We start from the raw sequence: 20,020 nt of genomic DNA, 5'->3' as shown, positions 1-20,020 counted from the left end.
GATTGGTCTCCCGGTCAGGACACGGCGCGCGCATTGTCGCGCTGTTCGGCGAAGCGGTTGGCCGGCCGCGCCAGGCCGAAGCGGTCGCGCAGCGTTCCCGGCGCGTATTCGAGGGGGAATACGCCACGGCGCTGGAGCTCCGGCACCACCTGTTCGGCGAAGTTCACCCAGTCCTCGGGCAGCAGCGGGAACATCAGGTTGAAGCCGTCGGCGGCACCCGAAACGAACCAGTCCTGCAACTGGTCCGCGATCTGTACCGGCGTGCCGGCAACCGTCGGCACCGAACCGCTGTTGGCGAGCTTGCGGGCGATCTCGCGCAGGCTGAGATTCTGCTTCGCCCACTGCTTGACCCGGTTGAGCGATGTGCGCCCGCCATTGAACGTGCTTTCGTCCGGCAGCGGCGGCAGCGGCCCGTCCGGCGGGAACAGCGACAGGTCCAGCCCGCTCCAGCTCGACAGAAGGTCGATGCCGACCTGGTCGGGCAGCAAGGTCTGCAGATACTCCTGCTTCTCCCGCCCTTCCGCTTCGGAGGCGGCGACGATCGGCAAGATGCCGGGCAGGATCTTAAAGCTCTCCGGCCGCCTGCCGTGGCGGGCGAGGCGCTCGTTGATATCCTGCCGGTATTTTATGCCGTCTTCCTTGGTGCTGTAGATGGCGAAATGCGCATCGGCCTGGGCGGTGGCGAAGTTCTTGCCGTCCTCGGACGATCCGGCCTGGACGATCAGCGGATGGCCCTGCGGTGGCCGTGAGACGTTGAGCGGCCCGCGCACCTTGAAATGCTTGCCCTTGTGATCGATTGCGTGGACCTTGTCGGGGTCGGCGAAATAGCCCGACGCCTTGTCGATGAGCAGCGCCTCGTCTTCCCAGCTGTCCCACAGCGCCTTGACGATATCGAGGAATTCGGCCGCGCGCTCATAGCGGAACGCATGTTCGATGTTGCCGTCGCGGCCAAAATTGCGCGCCTCCTCGTCCATTGCCGAGGTGACGACGTTCCACGACGCCCTGCCCTTGCTGATATGGTCGAGCGAGGCAAACATGCGCGCCACATTGTAGGGCTCGCTGTAGGAGCTCGACGCCGTGGTGATCAGGCCAATATGCTTGGTCACGCCAGCCAGCGCCGACAGCAGCGTCAGCGGTTCGAGGCGGGCATTGGCATAGTGGGCGACGCCGCTCTTGACCGAATCCCAGATCGACACGTGGTCGGCGACAAAGATGGTGTCGATCCTGGCGCGTTCGGCCGCCTGCACGAGATCACGGTAGAACTCGAAGTCCAGCACCTCGCGGCCCGGCGCCCGCGGATGGCGCCACGACATCCGATGATCGCCCTGCGGGTTGAAGAAGAATGCGCTGAGGATCATGTGGTCTCGAGCCATGCCGGGCCTCCTTCCAGATCTGCTCCGGAGACCGTCGCGCTGCCTCGGCAGACGGCGACAATCTCTGCTGATGCGAGAAAGGTAGATTGCGCTCCGGCTTAATCCGAGTAATTTTATAGAGATAATGCATTGCGAAAGCGGAAGCGATTGCCCTTGATGGCGGCGCTGGAAGAAAGTGGTTTCAAGTCCCCATGTCCTCCTCGGTTCTGAACGTAGACCAGCTGTCCGTCGCCTATGACGGGCGCAAGGGATCGCATCCCGCTGTCAGCGGCGTGTCGCTGCACATCGGCGAAGGCGAAGCGCTCGGCCTGGTCGGCGAGTCCGGATCGGGCAAAAGCTCGGTGGCGCTCGCCATATTGCGATATCTGCCGAAGAACGCCCGCCTTGCCGCGTCAGCGCTTGAATTCCAGGGTCGGGAAATCCGCGACCTCTCCGCCGAGCAGCTGCGTCAGCTCAGGGGAAATCACATCGCCGCCGTCTACCAGCATCCCGGCGCGGCGCTCAATCCAAGCATGACGGTTGGCCGCCAGATCACCGAGACGATCATGCGGCACCGTCCGGTGCGCCTCGACGAGGCGCGTGACCGCGCCGCCGAACTGCTGGGCCGTGTCCGTGTCAGCCATCCGGAGCGTGTGCTGGGGCTCTATCCGCACGAACTGTCTGGCGGCATGCAGCAGCGCGCCAACATCGCCATCGCCATTGCGCTGGATCCGTCGCTGCTGGTGCTGGACGAGCCCACGACCGCGCTCGACGCCAGCGTTCAGTCCGAGATCATCGCCATCCTCCACGACCTGCGCAGGGATCACAAAACCAGCATCCTGCTGATCAGCCACGACATCCATATGATCCGCCGCTCCTGCGACCGGGTGGCGGTGATGCAGTCGGGCACGGTGGTCGAAAGCGGCGTCGCCGGCGATGTCTTCGACAACCCCTCTCATGCCTACACAAAGGCGCTCATCGCCTCGATCCCGGCGCTCAACTACACCAAGCGGGACGGAAGACTGGCGGAGACGGACGGCGTGCCAGCGCACCCGACAGCCCAAGGCGAAGACGCCGGCCTGCCAAAAGAACGCCGGATCGCGATCGCCTGCAAAGGCATCAGCCACGCCTTCGGCAGCCAGCAGGTGCTGCACCATGTCGATCTCGACATCGGCCAAGGCGAAACTTTCGGGCTGATCGGCGAGTCCGGTTCCGGCAAGTCGACCCTGGCCAGGATCGTCACCGGCCTGCAAACGCCCGATGCCGGATCGATCGAGCTGTTCGGCAGGACGGTCGCGCCGCGCGTCGAGAAGAGAAACCTTGCCGAACGCCGCGACGTGCAGATGGTCTTCCAGTCGCCGGATCGCACGCTCAACCCGCGCCAGCGGATAGGCCGCATCCTCGGCCGCCCGCTGCGCCGCCTCGCCGGCCTGCGCCGCAGCGAGGTGAGCGCCCGCGTCAGCGACCTGCTGGCCTCGGTTCGCCTCGCCGGCACCACGGCCGAGCAGAAGTCGCGCTCGCTGTCCGGCGGCCAGCGGCAGCGGGCTGCCATCGCACGCGCCTTCGCCGGCGTGCCGAAGGTCGTCGTGCTCGACGAACCCACCTCCGCGCTCGACGTCTCGGTCCAGGCGACCGTTCTCAACCTGCTCAACGACCTGCAGCGCGACAAGGACACGACCTATCTGTTCATCAGCCACGACCTCAGGGTGGTGCGCTACATGGCCGACAGGATCGGCGTGCTCTATCGCGGCCGCCTGGTCGAGACAGGCTCATCCGACCAGATCTTTCGCGGCCCGAACCACCCCTACACCGCACTGCTTCTGGCGGCATCTTCCGATGAGGCCGCGCCAAAGCTTTCCGCTTCGGTCGAGACAGAGGCCACCGGCATCCCGAACACGGGATGCTCCTTCGCCGACCGCTGCCCGCTGGTCCTGCCCGACTGCAGAAAGGCAGAGTCGCCCGCTAACGAGGTCGCGCACGGCCACCGGATCGCCTGCTGGCGGCACAGCCAGGGTTTTTGAGCGGCTCAACAGCAGCCCGAAGGCCCGCGGCAGCTCGGTTTTAGCGGCAGGCAGGTCGTCGATGCATGGAACCTCTCCGACGGCTGCGCCGGGGCGGTGTAAATTGTCATGGCGTGCTGATTTGCCGACACTGGAAGCTCGGAGTTCCAGGCGCCGTGCTGGGCCTGGGTGTTTCCTCGCATACAAATACATTCGTTCATGCTAATATAATGTGGTCATGCACATTCGTTCGTGACGAACATGTGGGAGGATGCAATGAAAACCATAAATCGCAGGTCTGCAATTGCTCTCGGTGTGACGGCCGCCGCGATTACGCCTCTGTTCACCCTGGCGGCATCCGCGAAGGTCAAGAAATACGGCCCGAAGGAAGGCAAGGAGATTGCGCCCGGTGTAAGGGTGGTGGAGGTCGGCACCGGCGACTCCGACATCGCCGCTTACAAGAGCATCGCGATCGTCGATGTGGTGTTTCAGCCCGGAGCGCACGCTTCCGCGATGATGATGGACAACGACATGGTATGCACCATCACTTCAGGCGCGTTCACCATCAAGAAGGCAGACAAGGAATTCAAGCTCAAGACGGGTGACATGTACACCTGCGCCAAGGGCAAGACCGACGAGGCGACGAATACAAGCAAAGAGGTCGGCGTGCATCGTATCGCCGTCCTGATACCTGCGTAGCAGTTGGAGTTCCGGCCGGACAGGCGGCTTGCATGCTGTCCGGCCGTCGTTTGCGTATCGCCGGGTGCTAGCCTCGTCCGGCATGATTGGGCCTACCACAAGCGCCTACGCCATTTCGGGGCGTTTTGAACCCTCGCGGATGGCCTTGTGCACGCCGCGCTGCAGATCCATGAATGCAGGGCTTTCCATCACCTCTTCGCGGCGCGGGCGCTCGATATCGACGTTGAAGGTCTGGGTGATGCGGCCCGGGCCGATGCCCATGACGACGATGCGGTCCGACAGATAGACGGCCTCCTCCACATCATGGGTGACAAACAGGACGGTCAACCTGTGTTCCTCCCAGATCTGGGTGAGCAGTTCCTGCATCTGGTGCCGGGTCAAGGCATCGAGCGCGCCGAAGGGCTCGTCCATCAACAGCATCTTGGGCCGGTAGGAAAGCGCGCGCGCAATGGCGACGCGCTGTTTCATGCCGCCCGAGAGTTCGGCCGGGTAGCGGTCGGCGCTGTCGGACAGCTTGACGAGTTCGAGATGCTCCAGCGCGATCCTGCGGCAGGTCGGGCGATCGTAGCCGGCGGCCTTGAGGGCAAACTCGATGTTCTGCCGCGCCGTCAGCCAGGGAAGCAGCGTGTAGGACTGGAAGACGACGCCACGGTCGAGACCCGGCTGCAGGATCGGCGCGCCGTCGATGCTGAGATCGCCCGCGTCGAAGTCCTGCAGTCCGGCAACGATCGACAGCAGCGTGCTCTTGCCGCAGCCCGACGTACCGACCAGGGACACAAACTCGTTGTCGGCAAGATCGAGGTTGATATCGCGCAGCACTTCCGTGCGCCGTTCGCCCGTGCCGAAGCTCTTGCGGAGGCCGGCGATCCGCAATTTGGGGAAACTCATCGGCTGGACCTCATTGCGAGCGGCCCTCTTGCTTGAACAGCACCTTCTCCAGCGCCTTCATCACCTGGTCGGTGATGAGGCCAAGCAGGCCAAGCAGCAGGATGTAGCCGATGATCGTGTTGGTCTGGAAATAGCGCTGCGACACGGTGATGCGATAGCCGAGCCCCGAAGTCGCGGCGACAAGTTCGGCCAGCACCAGCCAGGTCCATGCCCAGCCCAGGCTGATGCGCAGCGTATCCCAGATACCCGGCAAGGCGCTGGGGACGACGATGCGCGTCAGGATCTTGCGATCCGGCAGGCCGAGTGTGCGCCCAAGGCCGATGAAATCGGTGGGAACCCGTTTGACGTTGTCCATGATCATAAGGACCTGCTGGAAGAAGGTGCCGATGAAGATGATCAGGAACTTCTGCGAATCTCCGGTGCCGGCCCAAAGAATGGAGAGCGGCACGAAAGCGACGACCGGCATGTAGCGGATGAAATCAACCAGCGGCTCGATGGCCGCTTCCCAAGAACGGAAACTGCCAATCAGAACGCCGATCGGTATCGACAGTACCGAGGCGATGAGGAAGCCGATGGAGATGCGATACATCGAGGCTTTGAGGTCCAGCCACAACGTGCCGTCGGCAGCGAGCTTGGCGATCTGCGTCGCGACGCTGCCCGGCGAAGGCAGGAAGATCGGCTTTACCAACCCCAGTCCGGTCGCCGCCCACCAGGCAAGGCCCAGCCCAACGAACACGGCCACCGCGATGATCAGAAAGCGCGACCTGGCGATGGGCACGCCGATCCCGGAGGATCGGCGGCGCCTCGCCTGTTTCGCGATCGGTCCTGGCGCCGGTCGCTCCCCGGGCATCTGTGTCACCACCGCGATCCGGCCTTGATCATTCCGCCGCCTTGACGAAGGACGGGTCGATCATCTGCTCCGGCGTCACATCGGCCTGCAGCAGCTTGGCGTTCTTGGCGGCGGCTTCGACATCGGCGAAGGTCTTGGTGGTGAAGTCGCCGGTGAGCGCCGTCTTGTTTTCGGCCAGCGAGTAGTAGCGCACGCCGTCAAAGGCGGTGTTGAGGTCCTTGACGTCCGAACCGACAGCCTTGGCGATGATGGCGCGGCCGCCGGGCGTATCAGCATTGTAGTCCTTGAGCGCTGCGTCCCAGCTCTTGATCATGGCCAGCACCTGGCCGGGCCGCGACTTGATCACCTCGTCACGCACCACCAGCACGTCGCTGATCAGGCCGGGATCCTCGCCGGCGGTGAACAGAAGCTTGAGGTCCTTGTTCTGCGCCATGGCGACGGTGAGGTACGGTTCATAAGTCACCGCGACCGGCACCTGACCGGCGATCAAGGCGCTGCCGGCATCGGACGCCGGCATCGGGACCGGCTTCACATCGTCGATCGACATGCCGTTCCTGGCGAGCGCGTATTTGAGCAGGATGTCGCTCGTCGTGCCTTCCTCGAAGGCGACCTGCTTGCCCTTAAGGTCCGCGATGGAGGTGACGTCCTTGCCGGCGATGATGGCGTCGGCGGTCATGGAGACGTCGAGCAGCAGCACGATCTTCACCGGCAGGCCGGCCGCGACCATGCCCATCGCCGTGTGGGTGGCGATGTTGGCGGCGTCGAGCTGGCCGCTTGCAAGTGCTGCATTGATGTCCTTGTCCTCGGCGAAGTTGACGATCTGGACGTCGCCCAGCCCGTTTGTCTTGAACAGGCCCTTGGCCTCGGCGACATGCCATTGGCCATAGCCGAGCCAGGGCTCGATGCCGATCTTGAACGCTCCTGCCTCGGGCGTGGTGGGAATGGCCGCATCGGCCGCGTAGGCTGCCGGGGCGGCGGCGAGTCCGACGGCGGCGGCCATCACGAGCGCGCGAAACTGTCCTGTTAGGTTACGCATCATCTTTGTTCCCCTTGATGATCAGACCGCTTTTTCTAACTGAGGTAGCCGGCCTGGTGAGACTGCGGGTTTCTGCTCTTGCGGCACTGTGCCTCGGCGTCTTACCTGCCACTTCATGGTGAAGTGCGAGGATATTTCAGCGTCAGCGGGAGCGGATGTCAAGGCTAAAATACATACATGCATATACAAGTTGGAAAGACTCAATTTTCACGCTTTTTCCGGATCGATCCGGTCGAGGAAACCTGTCACCCGATCGGCCCCGGCAACGGGCTCGCTGCCGACCATGACCGCGACTGAGAAGGCAATGAGGGAGGAGACCGGCGTGTGGCTGCGCGCGCCAGCCCGCAGGTTCATGACCAGCGTCGGCGACAGGAAAAGACCGGCTCGCAGCACCGCGCGCCAATCGGCCGGCAGCATGCCGCGCCGTTTGAGCTCCAGCAGCAATGGCCGCCACAGCGCTGTCGCCTTGACCTCCAGCAGGTCGCGGCGGACGAGGCTCAGGTCCCAGTCCGTGTCGACATGGAGCAGATTTCCGTCCAGCCGCGCCTGCGCGCGAAAAGCCTCTGTCGCGGTCGCCGGATCATAGAGCCAGAACGGGTGGGCGAAGATGTTGTGAAACGTCGCCTTCACCTCGGCCAGCAGCGTCGGGATATGCGAGCCGGCAAAGGCAGGATCGAAGAAGGACAGCTCCGCCCTCCCCGCCTTCGCCGTGTACCAGACGTTGGCGTTGTGGGCGTCGCCATGCGCGACCACGCCGCCGGCATCGGCAAGGCGGTCCGGCCGTAAGCGCACAGCCGCGGCATCGAAAAGCTCACCGATGCTGTCGGTGTACTGCTGGTCGTTGATGACGAATTTCAGCCGGGAAAACCGGTCCCAATCCAGCTCGGCACCGGGAAAGACGAACGGCTTGCCGACATAGAAATCGGCCAGCCTTCCGCCTGGTGACAAGCGTGTCTCGGCATCGATCAGCCGCTCATGAAACAGCCTGTGGATCGGCTCCGCCGCCACGTCCTCGACAGTGACGGGATGCAGCGTCTCGAGATAGACCTTGAGCAGCCTGGCCGACAGGTCGCGCTCGGCAAGAACGGCTTCTTGCCGCTTGCAGGCATCGTCCTGCCCATCCAGCGCGAACAGCACATCCGAAAATCTTGGATCCGTGCGGCGGCGATAGACAAGGATCTGCTCGCCTGGTTGGGCAGACATATGCACGGGTTGGTCGACCGGCAGGCCTGCGCGCGACAGAATCTCGGCGCGGTAATACTCGCCCGTCATCGCCTCTTCCCGCTCCTCCTGATGGAACTTGAAGAAGTAGGCCTTGCCATCGTCCTCGAAGAAGCCGTTCAACGAATTGAGGCTGTACTTGTCGAAGTTGATGCGCACATTGCGGGGGGTCATCGCGAACAGGTCGCCCAGCAATGCCGCCAGCGCGCTTTGTGCTTCGGCAACATCATGCTGCGCGAGTGCCCGGATCCGCGCCGTGCGACTCTGTGTCTGCGTCATCTGTTGTCCTTCTTGGCCCGTTCATTCGAGAGCGAAAGCGTTCTCGTCAGCACATGTATATACATTGACAACGAAACCGCTCCCGACTTGCATTCATCCTGCTTCCGTTAGCTGCTTTTTGAAGGGGAATAGCGGCTGCCGAGCGAGTAGCGGCTGCCGGCATAAGTCAGCTTGCTGATCGTGGCCACCACCGCGCCTGTCCATGTCCGGCGGTGCAGGAAGAGGCAGCAGGCGCCGACATCGATGCCCAGATGCCGCGCCGTCTCGCCATCGGCCGGGATGGCGGAAATGATATGCTCGACCTCGGTCACCGGGGTTTTCTGCATGAGGTAGTCATAGGTCGCCGTCTTCGAAAAATCCTGCTTGTCATAGTCGGGGATGAGGCTCGAATTGACGAAGCGCTCTTCGAGTTGCACCGGCAAATCATTCTCGAAATTGACGACGACAGAATGATAGATCGGGACGCGCTTTGCGAACTCGAACGACAGCGCCAGCTCCTTTGTCGGCATGATGGTTTCGAGGACGAGGACTTCGGATCGATGCCTGTTGCCGCGCTCGACGATCTCGGCTGCGATGTTGTTGATCTCGATCAGCGTCGATTGCGGCCGCGGTGGCGCGATGAAAGTTCCCACACCTTGCAGACGGATCAGGAACCCGGCCGAGGTCAACTCTCTGAGCGCCCGGTGAACCGTCATCCGCGACACGCCGAGTGAAGCCACCAACTCATTCTCGGACGGCAGCTTGCGATCCTTGCCCCACCGGCCCGTTCCGATGTTGGCCAGGATGTAGTCCTTCACCTTCTCGTAGAGAGGGCTGGCCGTGTCGGGCAAAGTGATCATTTCAAAAGTCCTTTCCGGCGATTCATCGGAAATCACGACTGCTCGACAGGTTGCCGCATGCGGATGATTGTTTTCAAGCCGTCGCTGTGTCCCGCCAACAGCCGCTCATAGGCAGCCGGAATGTCATCCAGGCCGATCTCCTGGTCGATCAGCGCCAACAGCGGTTCGCTGAGTTCACCTAGCATCCGCACGGCCTCGGGCAGCTCATCGGCAAAGGCGTGGCATCCCAGCAACCCGATTTCGCGTTCGACCAGCGTATTGGGATCAATGTCGAGGCGGCCGTGAAAGATGCCCACCATGGCGATCGTGCCGCCGGGATCGAGAACGCCGAGCAACTGATTGAGCGCCGCAATGCTGCCGGTCGCCTCAATGGCCGCGAGCAGCGGCGCATTGGCAGTCGCAGCGGCAACGGCATCCCGGTTCAGATCGACGATCGTGGCACCCGCCACCCGCGCCACCCGGGCGCAGCGGCTCTGGTTGCGGTCGGCGACGAGCACGGTGCCGGCGAAGGTCCGCGACAGCAGCAGCGCGGCAAGACCACCGATCGGCCCGCAGCCGACCACCAGCACCGCGCCTGCCGTTTTCGGCAGCCGCCGCACCGCATGCAGCGCCACCGCCAGCGGTTCGGCCATCGCCGCAACCCGCTCGTCGAGCGCGGCATCGATGATATGCAAAAGCCGTGCGGGCAGCACCGCCTGTTCGGCAAATCCGCCGTCGCAGATTTCTCCCACGAAGCCCAGCGACGCGCAGAGATGCCGCCTGCCGGCATGACATTGCGCGCAGTCTCCGCACCAGAACCGGGAATCGGCAACCACCCTGTCACCGACGGCGACGCTATCAACGCCTGCGCCGATGGCGGTCACCGTGCCGGTGAGTTCATGGCCGGCCGTCGAAGGCGACCGGCTTATCCACTGTCCCGTGCGGAAATTATGCAGGTCCGAACCGCAGATGCCGGCGGCATCGACCCTGAGCTTCACCCAGCCCGCATCCGGCGCGCCTGGCGGAGCGATGTCCTCGACACGCAGGTCACCAGGTCGATAAAGTCGAGCAGCCCTCATCGCGATCGTTTCCGCTCAGCCGGCGAGATAGCGGTCGCGGATTTCCGAGACCGCGTTCTCGTGCGAACTGAAGCCCTCATAGCGGGCAAGCCTGCGGGCATGCAGAGCGAGTTCCGGATAGGCCGCCGAGGTGACATAGCCGACCGACGAGCGCTTGACGAAATCCGTCACCGAAAGCGGGCCGTAGGTCCGCGCCCACCGGCTGGTCGGCAGCACTGCATTGGGTCCAAGGACGAAGTTGGCAAGGGTCACCGGCGTATGCGGTCCCATGAGGATTTCGGCCGCCTCGGTGATGCGTCCGAGATGGGCGAACGGCTCCGTCGACAGGATCTCGAGATGTTCGGGCGCATAGTCGTTGATGAAGCGGTAGCTGTCTTCCAGCGATGCGGTCAGCACGATGCCGCCGCGCTTGCCGGTCAACACCGCGCGCGAAAACTCCACACGCTGCTCGGTCATCCGCGACCAATGCTCGGGAAGTGCGGCGAGTGCTGCTTCTGCAACCTTGCGGCTGTGCGTCACCAGATAGGCCGAGGAATCTGGCCCGTGCTCGGCTTCGATCAACAGGTCGAGCGCGGCAAGCCCGCCGTCGACGCTGTCATCGGCAAAGATGATCGCTTCCGACGGGCCGGCCGGAAGACCTGTGTTGATGACCGACGACAGCACGCTCTTGGCCGCCACGACCCACGGGCTGCCGGGACCGACGATCTTGAGCGCGGGCTTCACCGTCTCGGTGCCGTAAGCGACGGCGGCAACTGCCTGGGCGCCGCCGCATTTGTAGACCGTGCCCACGCCGGCGAGACGCGCGGCGACGAGCGTTGCCGCGTCCACCGACCCATCCGATGTCGGCGGCGTCACGATGGCGATCTGCGGCACGCCGGCAATCACCGCCGGCACCGACGTCATCATCGTCACTGACGGGAAAGCGCCCTTGCCGCGCGGCACGTAGAGCGCAACGGAAGCGATCGGCGTGTACCTGTCCCCGGCATAGGCGCCCGGCCGGACTTCCTTGAGCCACATCGTTTCCGGCTTCTGCTCCTCATGGAAATGCCTGATGTTGTCGATGCCGAACTGGATGCTCTCGACGACGTCCCTTTCCACCTTGTCGAACGCCGCATCGAACTCGGCTTCCGACACCTGCAGTTCGCCCTCGGCGACATTGGCCTTGTCGAGTTCCCTGGCGAAGCGGATCAAGGCGGCGTCGCCTTCGTCCTTGACGGCCTGGATGATCGGCCGGACCTTCTCAACGAAGACCGTCAGATCGGCCTCGGCGCGCTTCAGCAGACTGGCGCGCTGGTCGGCATCGATGGATGACAGATCGTGGAAGCTGATGTCGGACATGATTGCTCGTCTCCTGGAACTCTTGGAACGCAATGACGGTTGGCCCGTGGAGGGCCATAGTTCTGCGGGTCGACAAGCCGACCGGGGCAAGGATCAAAGCCGTCGAGAGGCTTCACTCAGGCAAAAGTATATACATGTATGTATGATGGTCGCCAGCAATTTTTCCATCATCCTTCCCGTCGAAACTGCGGAGGCAAACCTGCCTCATCAGATCGAGGCGAGAAAGCCGCCATCGACCGGAATGGACTGGCCGGTTATGTAGGCAGCCGCATCCGAAGCGAGGAACACGGCGATGCCGTGCAAGTCGTGGAGATCACCGAAACGCCGCTGCGGGATCTTGGCCAGCATGGAGTGCTGCCATGCCTCGTCGCTGTAAAAAACGTCGGTCATCGCCGTCCTGAAATAGCCCGGCGCGATGGCGTTGACCCTTATGCCAAGCTCCGCCCACTCCGCCGCAAGGGCGCGGGTCATGCCGAGCAGGCCCGACTTCGACGAGCCATACGGCACCGCGGTGGGGATTCCGACTTCGGATGTCAGCGAGCACAGATTGATGATGGCACCAGAGCGTCCGGCGTCGCGCATCTGCCGCGCGGCGGCCTGGGCGCAGAAGAACGCTCCCTTGAGATTCGTGTCGACGATCCTGTCCCACAGCGCCTCGTCGACATCGAGCGAGGGCCGCACCTCCTCCACGCCGGCATTGTTGACGAGAATGTCGAGACCGCCAAGCAGGCTGGCAGCCTCTGCGGTTGCTGCCCGGCAGCGGCCGACATCGGTGACGTCGAGAGCGATGGCGTGCGCCACTCCGCCGGCGGCGCGGATGGCTGCCGTGGTGGCCTCCAGCGAGGCCAGGCTGCGCGCCGTGACCGCGACGTCTGCGCCGGCAGCACTCAGCGCCTCGGCGATGCTGCGCCCGATGCCCCGGCTTGCACCGGTGACAAGCGCCTTCCTGCCGGAGAGATCGAAGAGAGAAGCGTTGCGCATGTGATCCTCCTGATCGGTGTCGGTTTCCGCTTCAGCGTCGAGACTATCAGATCAAGTTACATATACAAGCATATACAAACTATTTCGACTACGGTACGGATGACGAAATCCGCCGCAAAGGAGCCCACCCGTGTCGAAAGCCTCGGATATGGTCCGCACCGAAGTCAACCGTTTGTCGCCCTACAATTCCGGGCTCACCATTGACGAGGTTATGGAGCGATACGCACCGGCCAGGATCGCCAAACTGGGCTCGAACGAAAATCCGCTCGGGCCCAGCCCGACCCTCGTCACGACGATGCATGCCGGCTCCGAGATGTTCCGCCTCTATCCGGACCCTGCCGGGCGCAAGCTGCGCCAAGCGATCGGCGACAAATATGCCGTCACCGAGGACCAGATTATCCTCGGCAACGGTTCCGAAGACCTTCTCTCCGTCATCAGCCGTGCCGTGTTGCGGCCGGGCGACGCCGTCGTCACGCTCTATCCGTCGTTTCCGCTGCATGAGGACTACGCGACGTTGATGGGCGCTACCGTCAAGCGCGTTGTCGTCAACGACGATCTGACCATTAATGTCGATGCGCTGGTCGAGGCGGCGCGCGAGCGGCCGCGCATGCTGCTGTTCTCGAACCCGATGAACCCGGTCGGCAGCTGGCTCTCCGGCGGCGATCTGTCGAGGGTTCTGGATGCGACGAGCGACGAGACGCTGATCGTCATCGACGAAGCCTATGCCGAATATGCCGAGGGCGACGACTATGCGTCGTCCCTGCCCTATCTCGAAAAGCTGGACCGGCCCTGGATCGTGCTGCGGACCTTTTCCAAGGCGTTCGGTCTGGCCGGATTGCGGATCGGCTTCGGCATCGTCGGTGACCCGGAGCTGCGCGCGCTGCTCGACCGCGTCCGCACGCCTTTCAACGCCAACGGCATGGCCCAAGCCGCCGCACTCGCGGCGCTGGCCGACGACGAACACCTCGCCAGGGTCGTCGCGCTGGCCAGGGCGGAGAGAAAACGCGTCGAGACTTTCCTGGCAAGCAAGGGCCTCGACGTCGCCGCCTCCAGGGGCAACTTCCTGTTCTTCAACTGCCGGCAAGATGCTTCCGCCTTCGTTGAAGGCCTGCTGCGGCAAGGCGTCATCGTCAAGCCGTGGAAGCAGCAGGGTTTTGACACCTATGTGCGCGCCAGCATCGGCTCGGCTGCGGAGAACGACCACTTCATGGCCGTTCTGTCGGAACTGTTCTGAATACACGCTTTGTTCGCAATTCGGACGGGTTAGTTGACCCGCGCCTTGCGGCTGCGATGTGCCAATTCGGACACGATGTCACTCTGCGGCGCAGTTCGTTGAACGGAGGCAATAGATTTTTTGGGCTTCAAACCGACAGGAGGCCTTAACTTTCGCGGCGTGGGTTTTTACATCTCGGGGGTCTGCAAACGATCGACCCTGAGGAGGCTCCCTTGCAGCAACCAGATGACATCGCCGCCCGCCGATTGGGCATTCTCATCGAGCATATGTGGAAGCGCGCAAAAAGCACTACGACTATGTGTCGACCGAGCAGGCCTATCGGGCCATCCGGCAGGTCCTCAAACCCGCCATTCCCGATCGCGAACTCGACGACATGGTCGCCGCGCTTGCCGTGAAGAACGGCCTGGCGGTCGTTTTCGACCGCCAAACCAAAGCGTCCGCCGATCATGTCCCTCGGAGCGCAAGGCCCTAGATCAACGCAGGTCTGCAGGCGTCGAGCGCCACATCGATACGGGGCCAAACGGCCCCGTATCGATGTGTATCGCCGGAGGAACGAGCGATACACCTGCGCCATGGGCCTGTGTGCCGCAGGCCGACGGCCTGGCAGCTTCAGGCGGCAGTGCTGACCTTGCCCGGCTCGAGGATCGACTTGACCTTGTCGGCGACGGCGCGCCCCAGATCGGCGTTGTTTGCGGCGGTGAAATGAATTCCGTCGACACCGTCCGTGGTGAGGTAATCGCCGGCATTGAGGAAATCGATCTTCATAAAATCCGCCATCGCCTTGTATTGCCTGGCCAGGTCTCTGGATTTTTCGTGCCCGCCGCCGAACATGCCCTCGAACCACGGATCGGGCATCGGGGTCAGCGGCGGCGGCGCAATGACCAGCGCCTTCGGCGCCGGATAAGGCGTGCCGATGCCCCCGGCGCTGGTCAGGATCTGCCCGACCAATTTCGCCATTCCATTGGCGATCTCATAGGGCGTCCGGCGGAAATAAGACTTGGTGTCGTTGGTGCCGAGCATGACGATGACCAGATCGAGCGGCAGATGGCTGGCGATGGCCGCGGGCAGATAATTGGCCCCGTTCAGGCGCGGATCGTTGGGGTCGTCGAGACAGGTGGTGCGCGCGCTCAGGCCTTCTTCGATGATGTGGTAGCCCGCCCCTAGCGCCGTCGCCATCACACCGGTCCAGCGCTGATCATAAGGGTAGCGGTAGGTCGGCGACCCCTCCTTGACCGGAACCCAGCCCCAGGTCAGCGAGTCGCCGTAGCACATGATGTTTTTTGGCGGTGACATCCATGTTTCTCCATCTGTTTGCAATTGTCTGAACGCCGGCGCACTTGCTTTTCGCCGTCTTAAGTCAGGGGTTTCGCACGCGCACTCCGTAGAAGATCGCCGCGCCGAGGATGATGACGCCCTGCGCGATGAGCTTGCCGGGCTCGTCGATGCCGAGCACCGTCATCACCACGAACAGCAGCGCAAAGCACAGCGCCCCGAAGAAGGGCCCCCAGACGCCGCCGTCGCCACGACCGAAGACGACGCCGCCGAGGATCGTTGCCGCGACCGCCAGGATCGGCAGGTCGAGGCCGACACGGACGCTGCCGACGGCGATCGAACCGGTCTGCACCAGGGCCGCGATCGCCGCGATCAGGCCGGCGAGCGTATGCGCCAGGATGACCGTGCGCTGGACCGGCACGCCGGAAAAATGCGCGGCTTCGGCATTCTCCCCGACCGAGGCGACGTAGCGGCCAAAGACGGTCCGCGACAGAAGCAGCCACACCGAAGCGGTCAGCAGGACCCAGAACAGCACCGGCGTCGGAACCGACAGGAATTTCGTGTTGTAGAGATCGTTGAACAGCTTCGGCACATCGCCGGGCGGATTGCCGCTCGACAGGAACTGCACCAGCCCTACCAGGATGATGCTGACCGCCAGCGTGACGATGACAGCCGACACCCGCCGGCTCCCTATCATGAAGCCGTTGAACAGGCCGATGACGAGGCCGGTGGCGAGCGCCAGCACGACGAAGAAAGGCATCGACGCGCCGGGGAAAGTGCCCGACGAGATGAAATAGTTGATGAGCAGGATGATGCCGCCGCCGGAGAGGTCGATCGACTTCACCCGCATGACGACGAGCTGCCCCAGCACCAGGATGCCGAGCGGGACGATCTGCCTGACGAAGATACCCATGATGTTGAGGTTGAGCATGTTCGGTCGCGCGATCCACAGCGTCGCCATCAGCACGAGAAAGACAAAATAGGACGGCGGTATGCGCAGCAGGCGCCGGGCGATCGGATTTGCGAGAACGGCAGCCATCTTTTAGAGCCCCATCTTCTTGCGGGATTGCAGCCCGACCACCGCCAGCAGGATGCCGCCCTTGATCGCGGTCTGGACAAAGGGGGAGACGTTGGCGAGGTTCATGCCATTGGCCAGCAGCGCCATGACCAGCGCGCCGATCACCGTGCCGTGCAGGCTGCCTATGCCGCCGGAGAGCTGGGTGCCTCCAAGGGCGACGGCGGTGACGGTGTCGAGTTCGAAAAGCAGCCCGACATTCGGATCGCCCGACACGATGCGCCCGGCCAGGAAGACACCGGCAACGGCCGCGAAACAGGAACAGACCACATAGGCGAGGATGATGTTGCGACGGTCGGAGACGCCGAAATTGCGGGCAGCACTTTCAGCGCCCGAAGCAATGCCGCCGCCAATCGCAAACAGATGCAGCCCGTATCGCGATCCGTAGAGCAGTTTCCACGCTGCCAGGATCACGACGATGCCCCAGAAAACCGGATAGGGAACGCCGAGGAAACTGCCTGAGACGGCATCGATGACGATCTCCGGCACCGTACCGCCGGACACAGGACGCAGGATGCGCGTGATGCCGAGCACGATGTACTGCGTCGACAGCGTCGCGATGATCGGATGGACGTTGAAACGGGTGATCGCCAGGCCGTTGATCAGCCCGATGAGTGCCGCCAGCACGAAGACCGCCGGGATCAGCACGACAGCCGGCTGATCGAGCGCCAGCACCGCCGTGGTGAAGCTGATGACGGAGCCGACCGACAGATCGAGCCCGCCGATGAGCACGACCACCAACTGTCCGATGGCCGCGATGATCAGCGGCATTGCCTGGGCCACCAGGTTGAAGAGGTTTTCGGCCGTGGCAAATTGTGTCGTCTCGACGGTCAGCCACAGCGAAATGAACAAGGCGACCAGCAGTGGCAGGCCCCACAGGCCTTGCCGCGTGTTCCGGCCACTCAGGATGTTGAACAGCGAGCGAACCATGGCAGCCCCCCTAGTGCTGGCGCGCGGAGCCGCCCGTCAGGGCCGCGTCGAGGATCTTGTGTTCCGTCGCCTGCGCCGCCGGCATTTCGGCAACGATGGTGTCGTCGTGGACGACGTAGATGCGATCGCAGAGCCCGATCAACTCGATCGTCTCGCGCGACAGCACCAGCACGGCGCCGCCCTTGGCGGTAAAGTCGCGCAGCAGGTGGTAGATCTCGGACTTGGCGCCGATGTCGACGCCGCGGGTCGGCTCCTCGACCAGCAGAAGATCGAGATCGGCGGCCAGGTAGCGGCCGAGGAGAACCTTTTGCTGGTTGCCGCCCGACAGGGAGCCGACCGGCGCGGACGGCCCTGCCGCCTTTATGTTCATGACCTCCATCATGCGGGCGATGACGTTTCGATACGGCCGCGCCGGCGCGAGTTCGAATCGCCTCGAATGCAATCCGATGGCGATGTTGTGGGCGATCGGCAAAGCGAGGAAGAGCCCCTCCTCCTTGCGGTCCTCGGGAACGAAGCCGACCCTCAGCTGCTGCAAATGGCGAACGCCTGATGATGCCGGGAGCGGCATTTTCAGCGCTTTGCCGTTGACGGAAATCGTCCCGGCGGAGGGATGATAGCGGCCGATCAGCGATCTCAGGAAGCGCTGCTGGCCCTGCCCCTCCAGTCCGGCCAGGGCTACGATCTCACCCTTGTGCAAAGACAGCGACAGCGGCCGCGATGTGTCGGTGATTCTGAGGTTCTCGACTCGCAGGATCTCATCACCCTTATCGCCCGTGCGATCGGGAAAAAGGTCCTGGAGTTCGCGTCCGACCATCATGGCGATGAGGTCGTCGGTGGTGATCTCGGACACCATCCTGGTGCCGACCAGTGCGCCGTCCTTCAGCACCGTCACCGTGTCGCACAGCTCGAAGATCTCCTCCATGCGATGCGAGATGTAGACGATGGCTTTTCCCTTATCGCGCAGCCGGCGGATGTTGCGGTTGAGCACATCGACATCGGCCGCGTTGAGAGCAGCCGTCGGCTCGTCGAGGATAAGCACGCTGGCGTCCGCCTGGATGCAATGCGCGATCTCGACGAATTGCCGCTCGGCTATGGTCAGGTTGGAAACGAGTTGCGACGGGTCGAGCGTGAGGCCGAGTTCGCCAAGCGCCTTGGCGGTCTGGCTTTTCATCGCCCGATAATCGATCGAGCCGAACCGGGTCGTCGGCTCCCGGCCCAGAAACATGTTTTCGGCGATCGACAGATTGGGCAGCAGCGAATGCTCCTGGAAAACGGTCGAAATGCCGGCATCGAGTGCGGCGCGCGGCGATTTCAGATCGAGCTTCTCCCCGTTCATGAAGATCTCGCCGGAATCGGGCTGATGCACGCCCGCCAGGATCTTCATCAACGTCGATTTGCCGGCGCCGTTCTCGCCCATCAGGGCGTGGACGCTGCCCGCCTTGAGATCGAGGGAAACGGAATGGAGCGCCTTGCTCCCTCCGAATGCCTTCGAAATGTGGGACATCTCGATAAGATTGGTCACGAAACCCTCGAACGAACCAAATTCAACACATGGAACGGCCTGCGGGGAATGCTTGTCCACTCCCCGCCAGCCACGGCGCCGTCACTTCTTGCCGTAATATTCCTTGAGCTTGTCCTCGGGCAGTTCGCTCGGCCACCAGACATTGGCGGTCAGGTCGTCGCGATAGTATTTTTTGGCCTTGTCCTGGTCCCATCCGTCGGGATTATAGACATAGCGTTTGTAGAGCTGCTTGCCTTCCAGAAGGGCAACAGCGGCGCGCACGCCGGCCGCACCTTGGGCGGGGCTGTATTCCGGCGAGATCGACTTGAACCCGTCCGTGATCCACTGGCCGAAATAGCCATTGTTGCCCTCGCCCGAAATCGGCGGAACGGGCGTGCCGAACTGCTTGAAGACATCGACGCAGGCGCGCGTCATGTCAGCGCCGGACGACCAGATGCCGTCAACCTGTGGGTTGTTCAGATAAAGCGTCTCGCACAGCTTCTTGGCCTTGTCGTACTGCCAGTCACCATGCTCCTCGGCGATGATCTGCACATGCGTGCCCTTGAGCGACTCCAGGAGTCCGTTGTAGCGGTTGGTGTCTTCCGGATGTCCGGCCAGGCCACGCAGGACCCAGATCTTGCCGTTGTCGCCGACGGTCTTGACCAGCCAGTCGCCCATCACCTTGCCGAAATGCTCGGCGCCGCCCTGGATTTCGGTGGTGTAGGCGTCGGAATCGATGCGACCGGTGTGGAGAATGACGGGAATGCCGGCGGCGACCGCCTTGGCGATGCTGGCATTCGCCGATGTGCTGGTCACCGGCTGCACGATGATCGCGTCGACATGCTGCGCAATCAGGTCCTCGATATCCGCCACCTGCTTCTTCTGGTCGAAGCCGGCATCGAGCAGGATGAATTTCGAGATGCGCTTGTCCTTGGCCGCGGCATTCTCCGCCTCATGCGCCACCTGTACCGTCCACGTGTTTGCGTTGACGCCGAAGTCGCTCATTCCGATGACCCAGGGCGGGTCCTTCTTGAACGCACCGGCCGCGGTCATGCGCGTGTCGTCGGGGCGCGGCGCGACGCCGTCCATCAGCTTGATGTCTTCCGCATGCGCCAGGGACGTCACGGCAAGCGTGGACGCAACTAGCATCCCCAGGCCGACGGTTTTCAGCAATCCTAACATTCAACTCTCCTCCTTGTGGTTGTCCCGGCCTACGAATTCGTATGGCCGGCCGTACGAATGTGTACTGCCGCGAGACGCTCTCCCGATGCATGCTCGTCGTCGCAAACCGACCGATGCACGCGATTCTCCCGTCCCCGAACACATGCGTGTCGAGGCCCAACCCGGGCTGGACGATGGTGACGGTTGAGAACTCCTCCGGCACTTTAGAAGCACAGCGGATTCGCCCTGTCAATAGTTAGTCATGTTGAATGACTATTCCCTTGCTTGCCTTTCACCGCTCCGCTA

18 protein-coding genes are annotated in these 20,020 nt (G+C 63.1%); 4 read left to right on the top strand and 14 right to left on the bottom strand.

Features of this window, described 5'->3' with window-relative positions; translation table 11 throughout:
* Positions 1-14: 14 nt before the first annotated feature.
* Positions 15-1,373 carry an LLM class flavin-dependent oxidoreductase gene (locus tag EOA19_RS13975; RefSeq protein ID WP_127294813.1) on the bottom strand — a complete coding sequence of 453 codons (1,359 nt, stop codon included), beginning with the start codon at positions 1,371-1,373 and terminating at the stop codon, positions 15-17.
* 191 nt (positions 1,374-1,564) lie between these two features.
* Between EOA19_RS13975 and EOA19_RS13970 the strand changes: the two genes are divergently transcribed.
* The gene (locus EOA19_RS13970) at positions 1,565-3,373 is read left to right on the top strand and encodes an ABC transporter ATP-binding protein (RefSeq protein ID WP_128303937.1); all 1,809 of its coding nucleotides are present in this window, start codon (positions 1,565-1,567) and stop codon (positions 3,371-3,373) included.
* Between the two features lie 255 nt (positions 3,374-3,628).
* Complete coding sequence (locus tag EOA19_RS13965; RefSeq protein WP_023809388.1) at positions 3,629-4,051, top strand: hypothetical protein; 423 nt, start codon at positions 3,629-3,631, stop codon at positions 4,049-4,051.
* A gap of 105 nt (positions 4,052-4,156) precedes the next feature.
* Here the strand turns inward: EOA19_RS13965 and EOA19_RS13960 are convergent, their stop codons facing one another.
* The 8 genes from EOA19_RS13960 to EOA19_RS13920 form a co-directional block, all read right to left on the bottom strand.
* Positions 4,157-4,939 carry an ABC transporter ATP-binding protein gene (locus EOA19_RS13960; RefSeq protein ID WP_023809389.1) on the bottom strand — a complete coding sequence of 261 codons (783 nt, stop codon included), beginning with the start codon at positions 4,937-4,939 and terminating at the stop codon, positions 4,157-4,159.
* 10 nt (positions 4,940-4,949) lie between these two features.
* Positions 4,950-5,717 (bottom strand): ABC transporter permease, encoded by a 768-nt coding sequence (locus EOA19_RS13955; protein ID WP_031212557.1) that lies wholly within the window; start codon positions 5,715-5,717, stop codon positions 4,950-4,952.
* A 100-nt stretch (positions 5,718-5,817) separates the two neighbouring features.
* Positions 5,818-6,825: an ABC transporter substrate-binding protein gene (locus tag EOA19_RS13950; RefSeq protein WP_128303952.1), complete on the bottom strand. Its 1,008-nt coding sequence runs from the start codon at positions 6,823-6,825 to the stop codon at positions 5,818-5,820.
* A 207-nt stretch (positions 6,826-7,032) separates the two neighbouring features.
* A complete protein-coding gene (locus EOA19_RS13945) occupies positions 7,033-8,325 on the bottom strand; it encodes a hypothetical protein (protein WP_128303936.1) in 1,293 nt (430 codons plus the stop codon).
* A 107-nt stretch (positions 8,326-8,432) separates the two neighbouring features.
* Positions 8,433-9,164 carry a histidine utilization repressor gene (gene hutC / locus EOA19_RS13940; RefSeq protein WP_128303935.1) on the bottom strand — a complete coding sequence of 244 codons (732 nt, stop codon included), beginning with the start codon at positions 9,162-9,164 and terminating at the stop codon, positions 8,433-8,435.
* 32 nt (positions 9,165-9,196) lie between these two features.
* On the bottom strand, positions 9,197-10,222 hold the full coding sequence (locus EOA19_RS13935) for a zinc-binding dehydrogenase (RefSeq protein WP_128303934.1): 1,026 nt from the start codon (positions 10,220-10,222) through the stop codon (positions 9,197-9,199).
* Positions 10,223-10,237: 15 nt separating this feature from the next.
* Positions 10,238-11,560, bottom strand: coding sequence for a histidinol dehydrogenase (gene hisD / locus EOA19_RS13930; protein WP_128303933.1), 1,323 nt, complete (start codon positions 11,558-11,560; stop codon positions 10,238-10,240).
* Positions 11,561-11,767: 207 nt separating this feature from the next.
* A complete protein-coding gene (locus tag EOA19_RS13920; protein ID WP_128303932.1) occupies positions 11,768-12,541 on the bottom strand; it encodes a 3-oxoacyl-ACP reductase family protein in 774 nt (257 codons plus the stop codon).
* Between the two features lie 130 nt (positions 12,542-12,671).
* Between EOA19_RS13920 and EOA19_RS13915 the strand changes: the two genes are divergently transcribed.
* Both EOA19_RS13915 and EOA19_RS13910 read left to right on the top strand, forming a co-directional pair.
* Positions 12,672-13,775 (top strand): histidinol-phosphate transaminase, encoded by a 1,104-nt coding sequence (locus EOA19_RS13915; RefSeq protein ID WP_128303931.1) that lies wholly within the window; start codon positions 12,672-12,674, stop codon positions 13,773-13,775.
* A gap of 268 nt (positions 13,776-14,043) precedes the next feature.
* On the top strand, positions 14,044-14,247 hold the full coding sequence (locus tag EOA19_RS13910; RefSeq protein WP_245486178.1) for a hypothetical protein: 204 nt from the start codon (positions 14,044-14,046) through the stop codon (positions 14,245-14,247).
* A 137-nt stretch (positions 14,248-14,384) separates the two neighbouring features.
* On the opposite strand, the gene EOA19_RS13905 is transcribed toward EOA19_RS13910, so the two are convergent.
* The 5 genes from EOA19_RS13905 to EOA19_RS13885 form a co-directional block, all read right to left on the bottom strand.
* Complete coding sequence (locus EOA19_RS13905; RefSeq protein ID WP_128303930.1) at positions 14,385-15,068, bottom strand: SGNH/GDSL hydrolase family protein; 684 nt, start codon at positions 15,066-15,068, stop codon at positions 14,385-14,387.
* 64 nt (positions 15,069-15,132) lie between these two features.
* Positions 15,133-16,086, bottom strand: a complete 954-nt coding sequence (locus tag EOA19_RS13900; RefSeq protein ID WP_128303929.1) for an ABC transporter permease — start codon at positions 16,084-16,086, stop codon at positions 15,133-15,135.
* A gap of 3 nt (positions 16,087-16,089) precedes the next feature.
* Positions 16,090-17,052: an ABC transporter permease gene (locus tag EOA19_RS13895; RefSeq protein WP_128303928.1), complete on the bottom strand. Its 963-nt coding sequence runs from the start codon at positions 17,050-17,052 to the stop codon at positions 16,090-16,092.
* A gap of 10 nt (positions 17,053-17,062) precedes the next feature.
* Positions 17,063-18,574, bottom strand: a complete 1,512-nt coding sequence (locus tag EOA19_RS13890; RefSeq protein ID WP_128303927.1) for a sugar ABC transporter ATP-binding protein — start codon at positions 18,572-18,574, stop codon at positions 17,063-17,065.
* Positions 18,575-18,655: 81 nt separating this feature from the next.
* The gene (locus EOA19_RS13885; RefSeq protein ID WP_023809403.1) at positions 18,656-19,735 is read right to left on the bottom strand and encodes a substrate-binding domain-containing protein; all 1,080 of its coding nucleotides are present in this window, start codon (positions 19,733-19,735) and stop codon (positions 18,656-18,658) included.
* Between the last annotated feature and the right edge of the window lie 285 nt (positions 19,736-20,020).

This window comes from Mesorhizobium sp. M7A.F.Ca.US.010.02.1.1 (genome assembly GCF_004023085.1).
In the GTDB taxonomy this organism is placed as follows: Bacteria; Pseudomonadota; Alphaproteobacteria; order Rhizobiales; family Rhizobiaceae; genus Mesorhizobium.
This window is presented reverse-complemented; position numbering and strand designations above follow the sequence as displayed.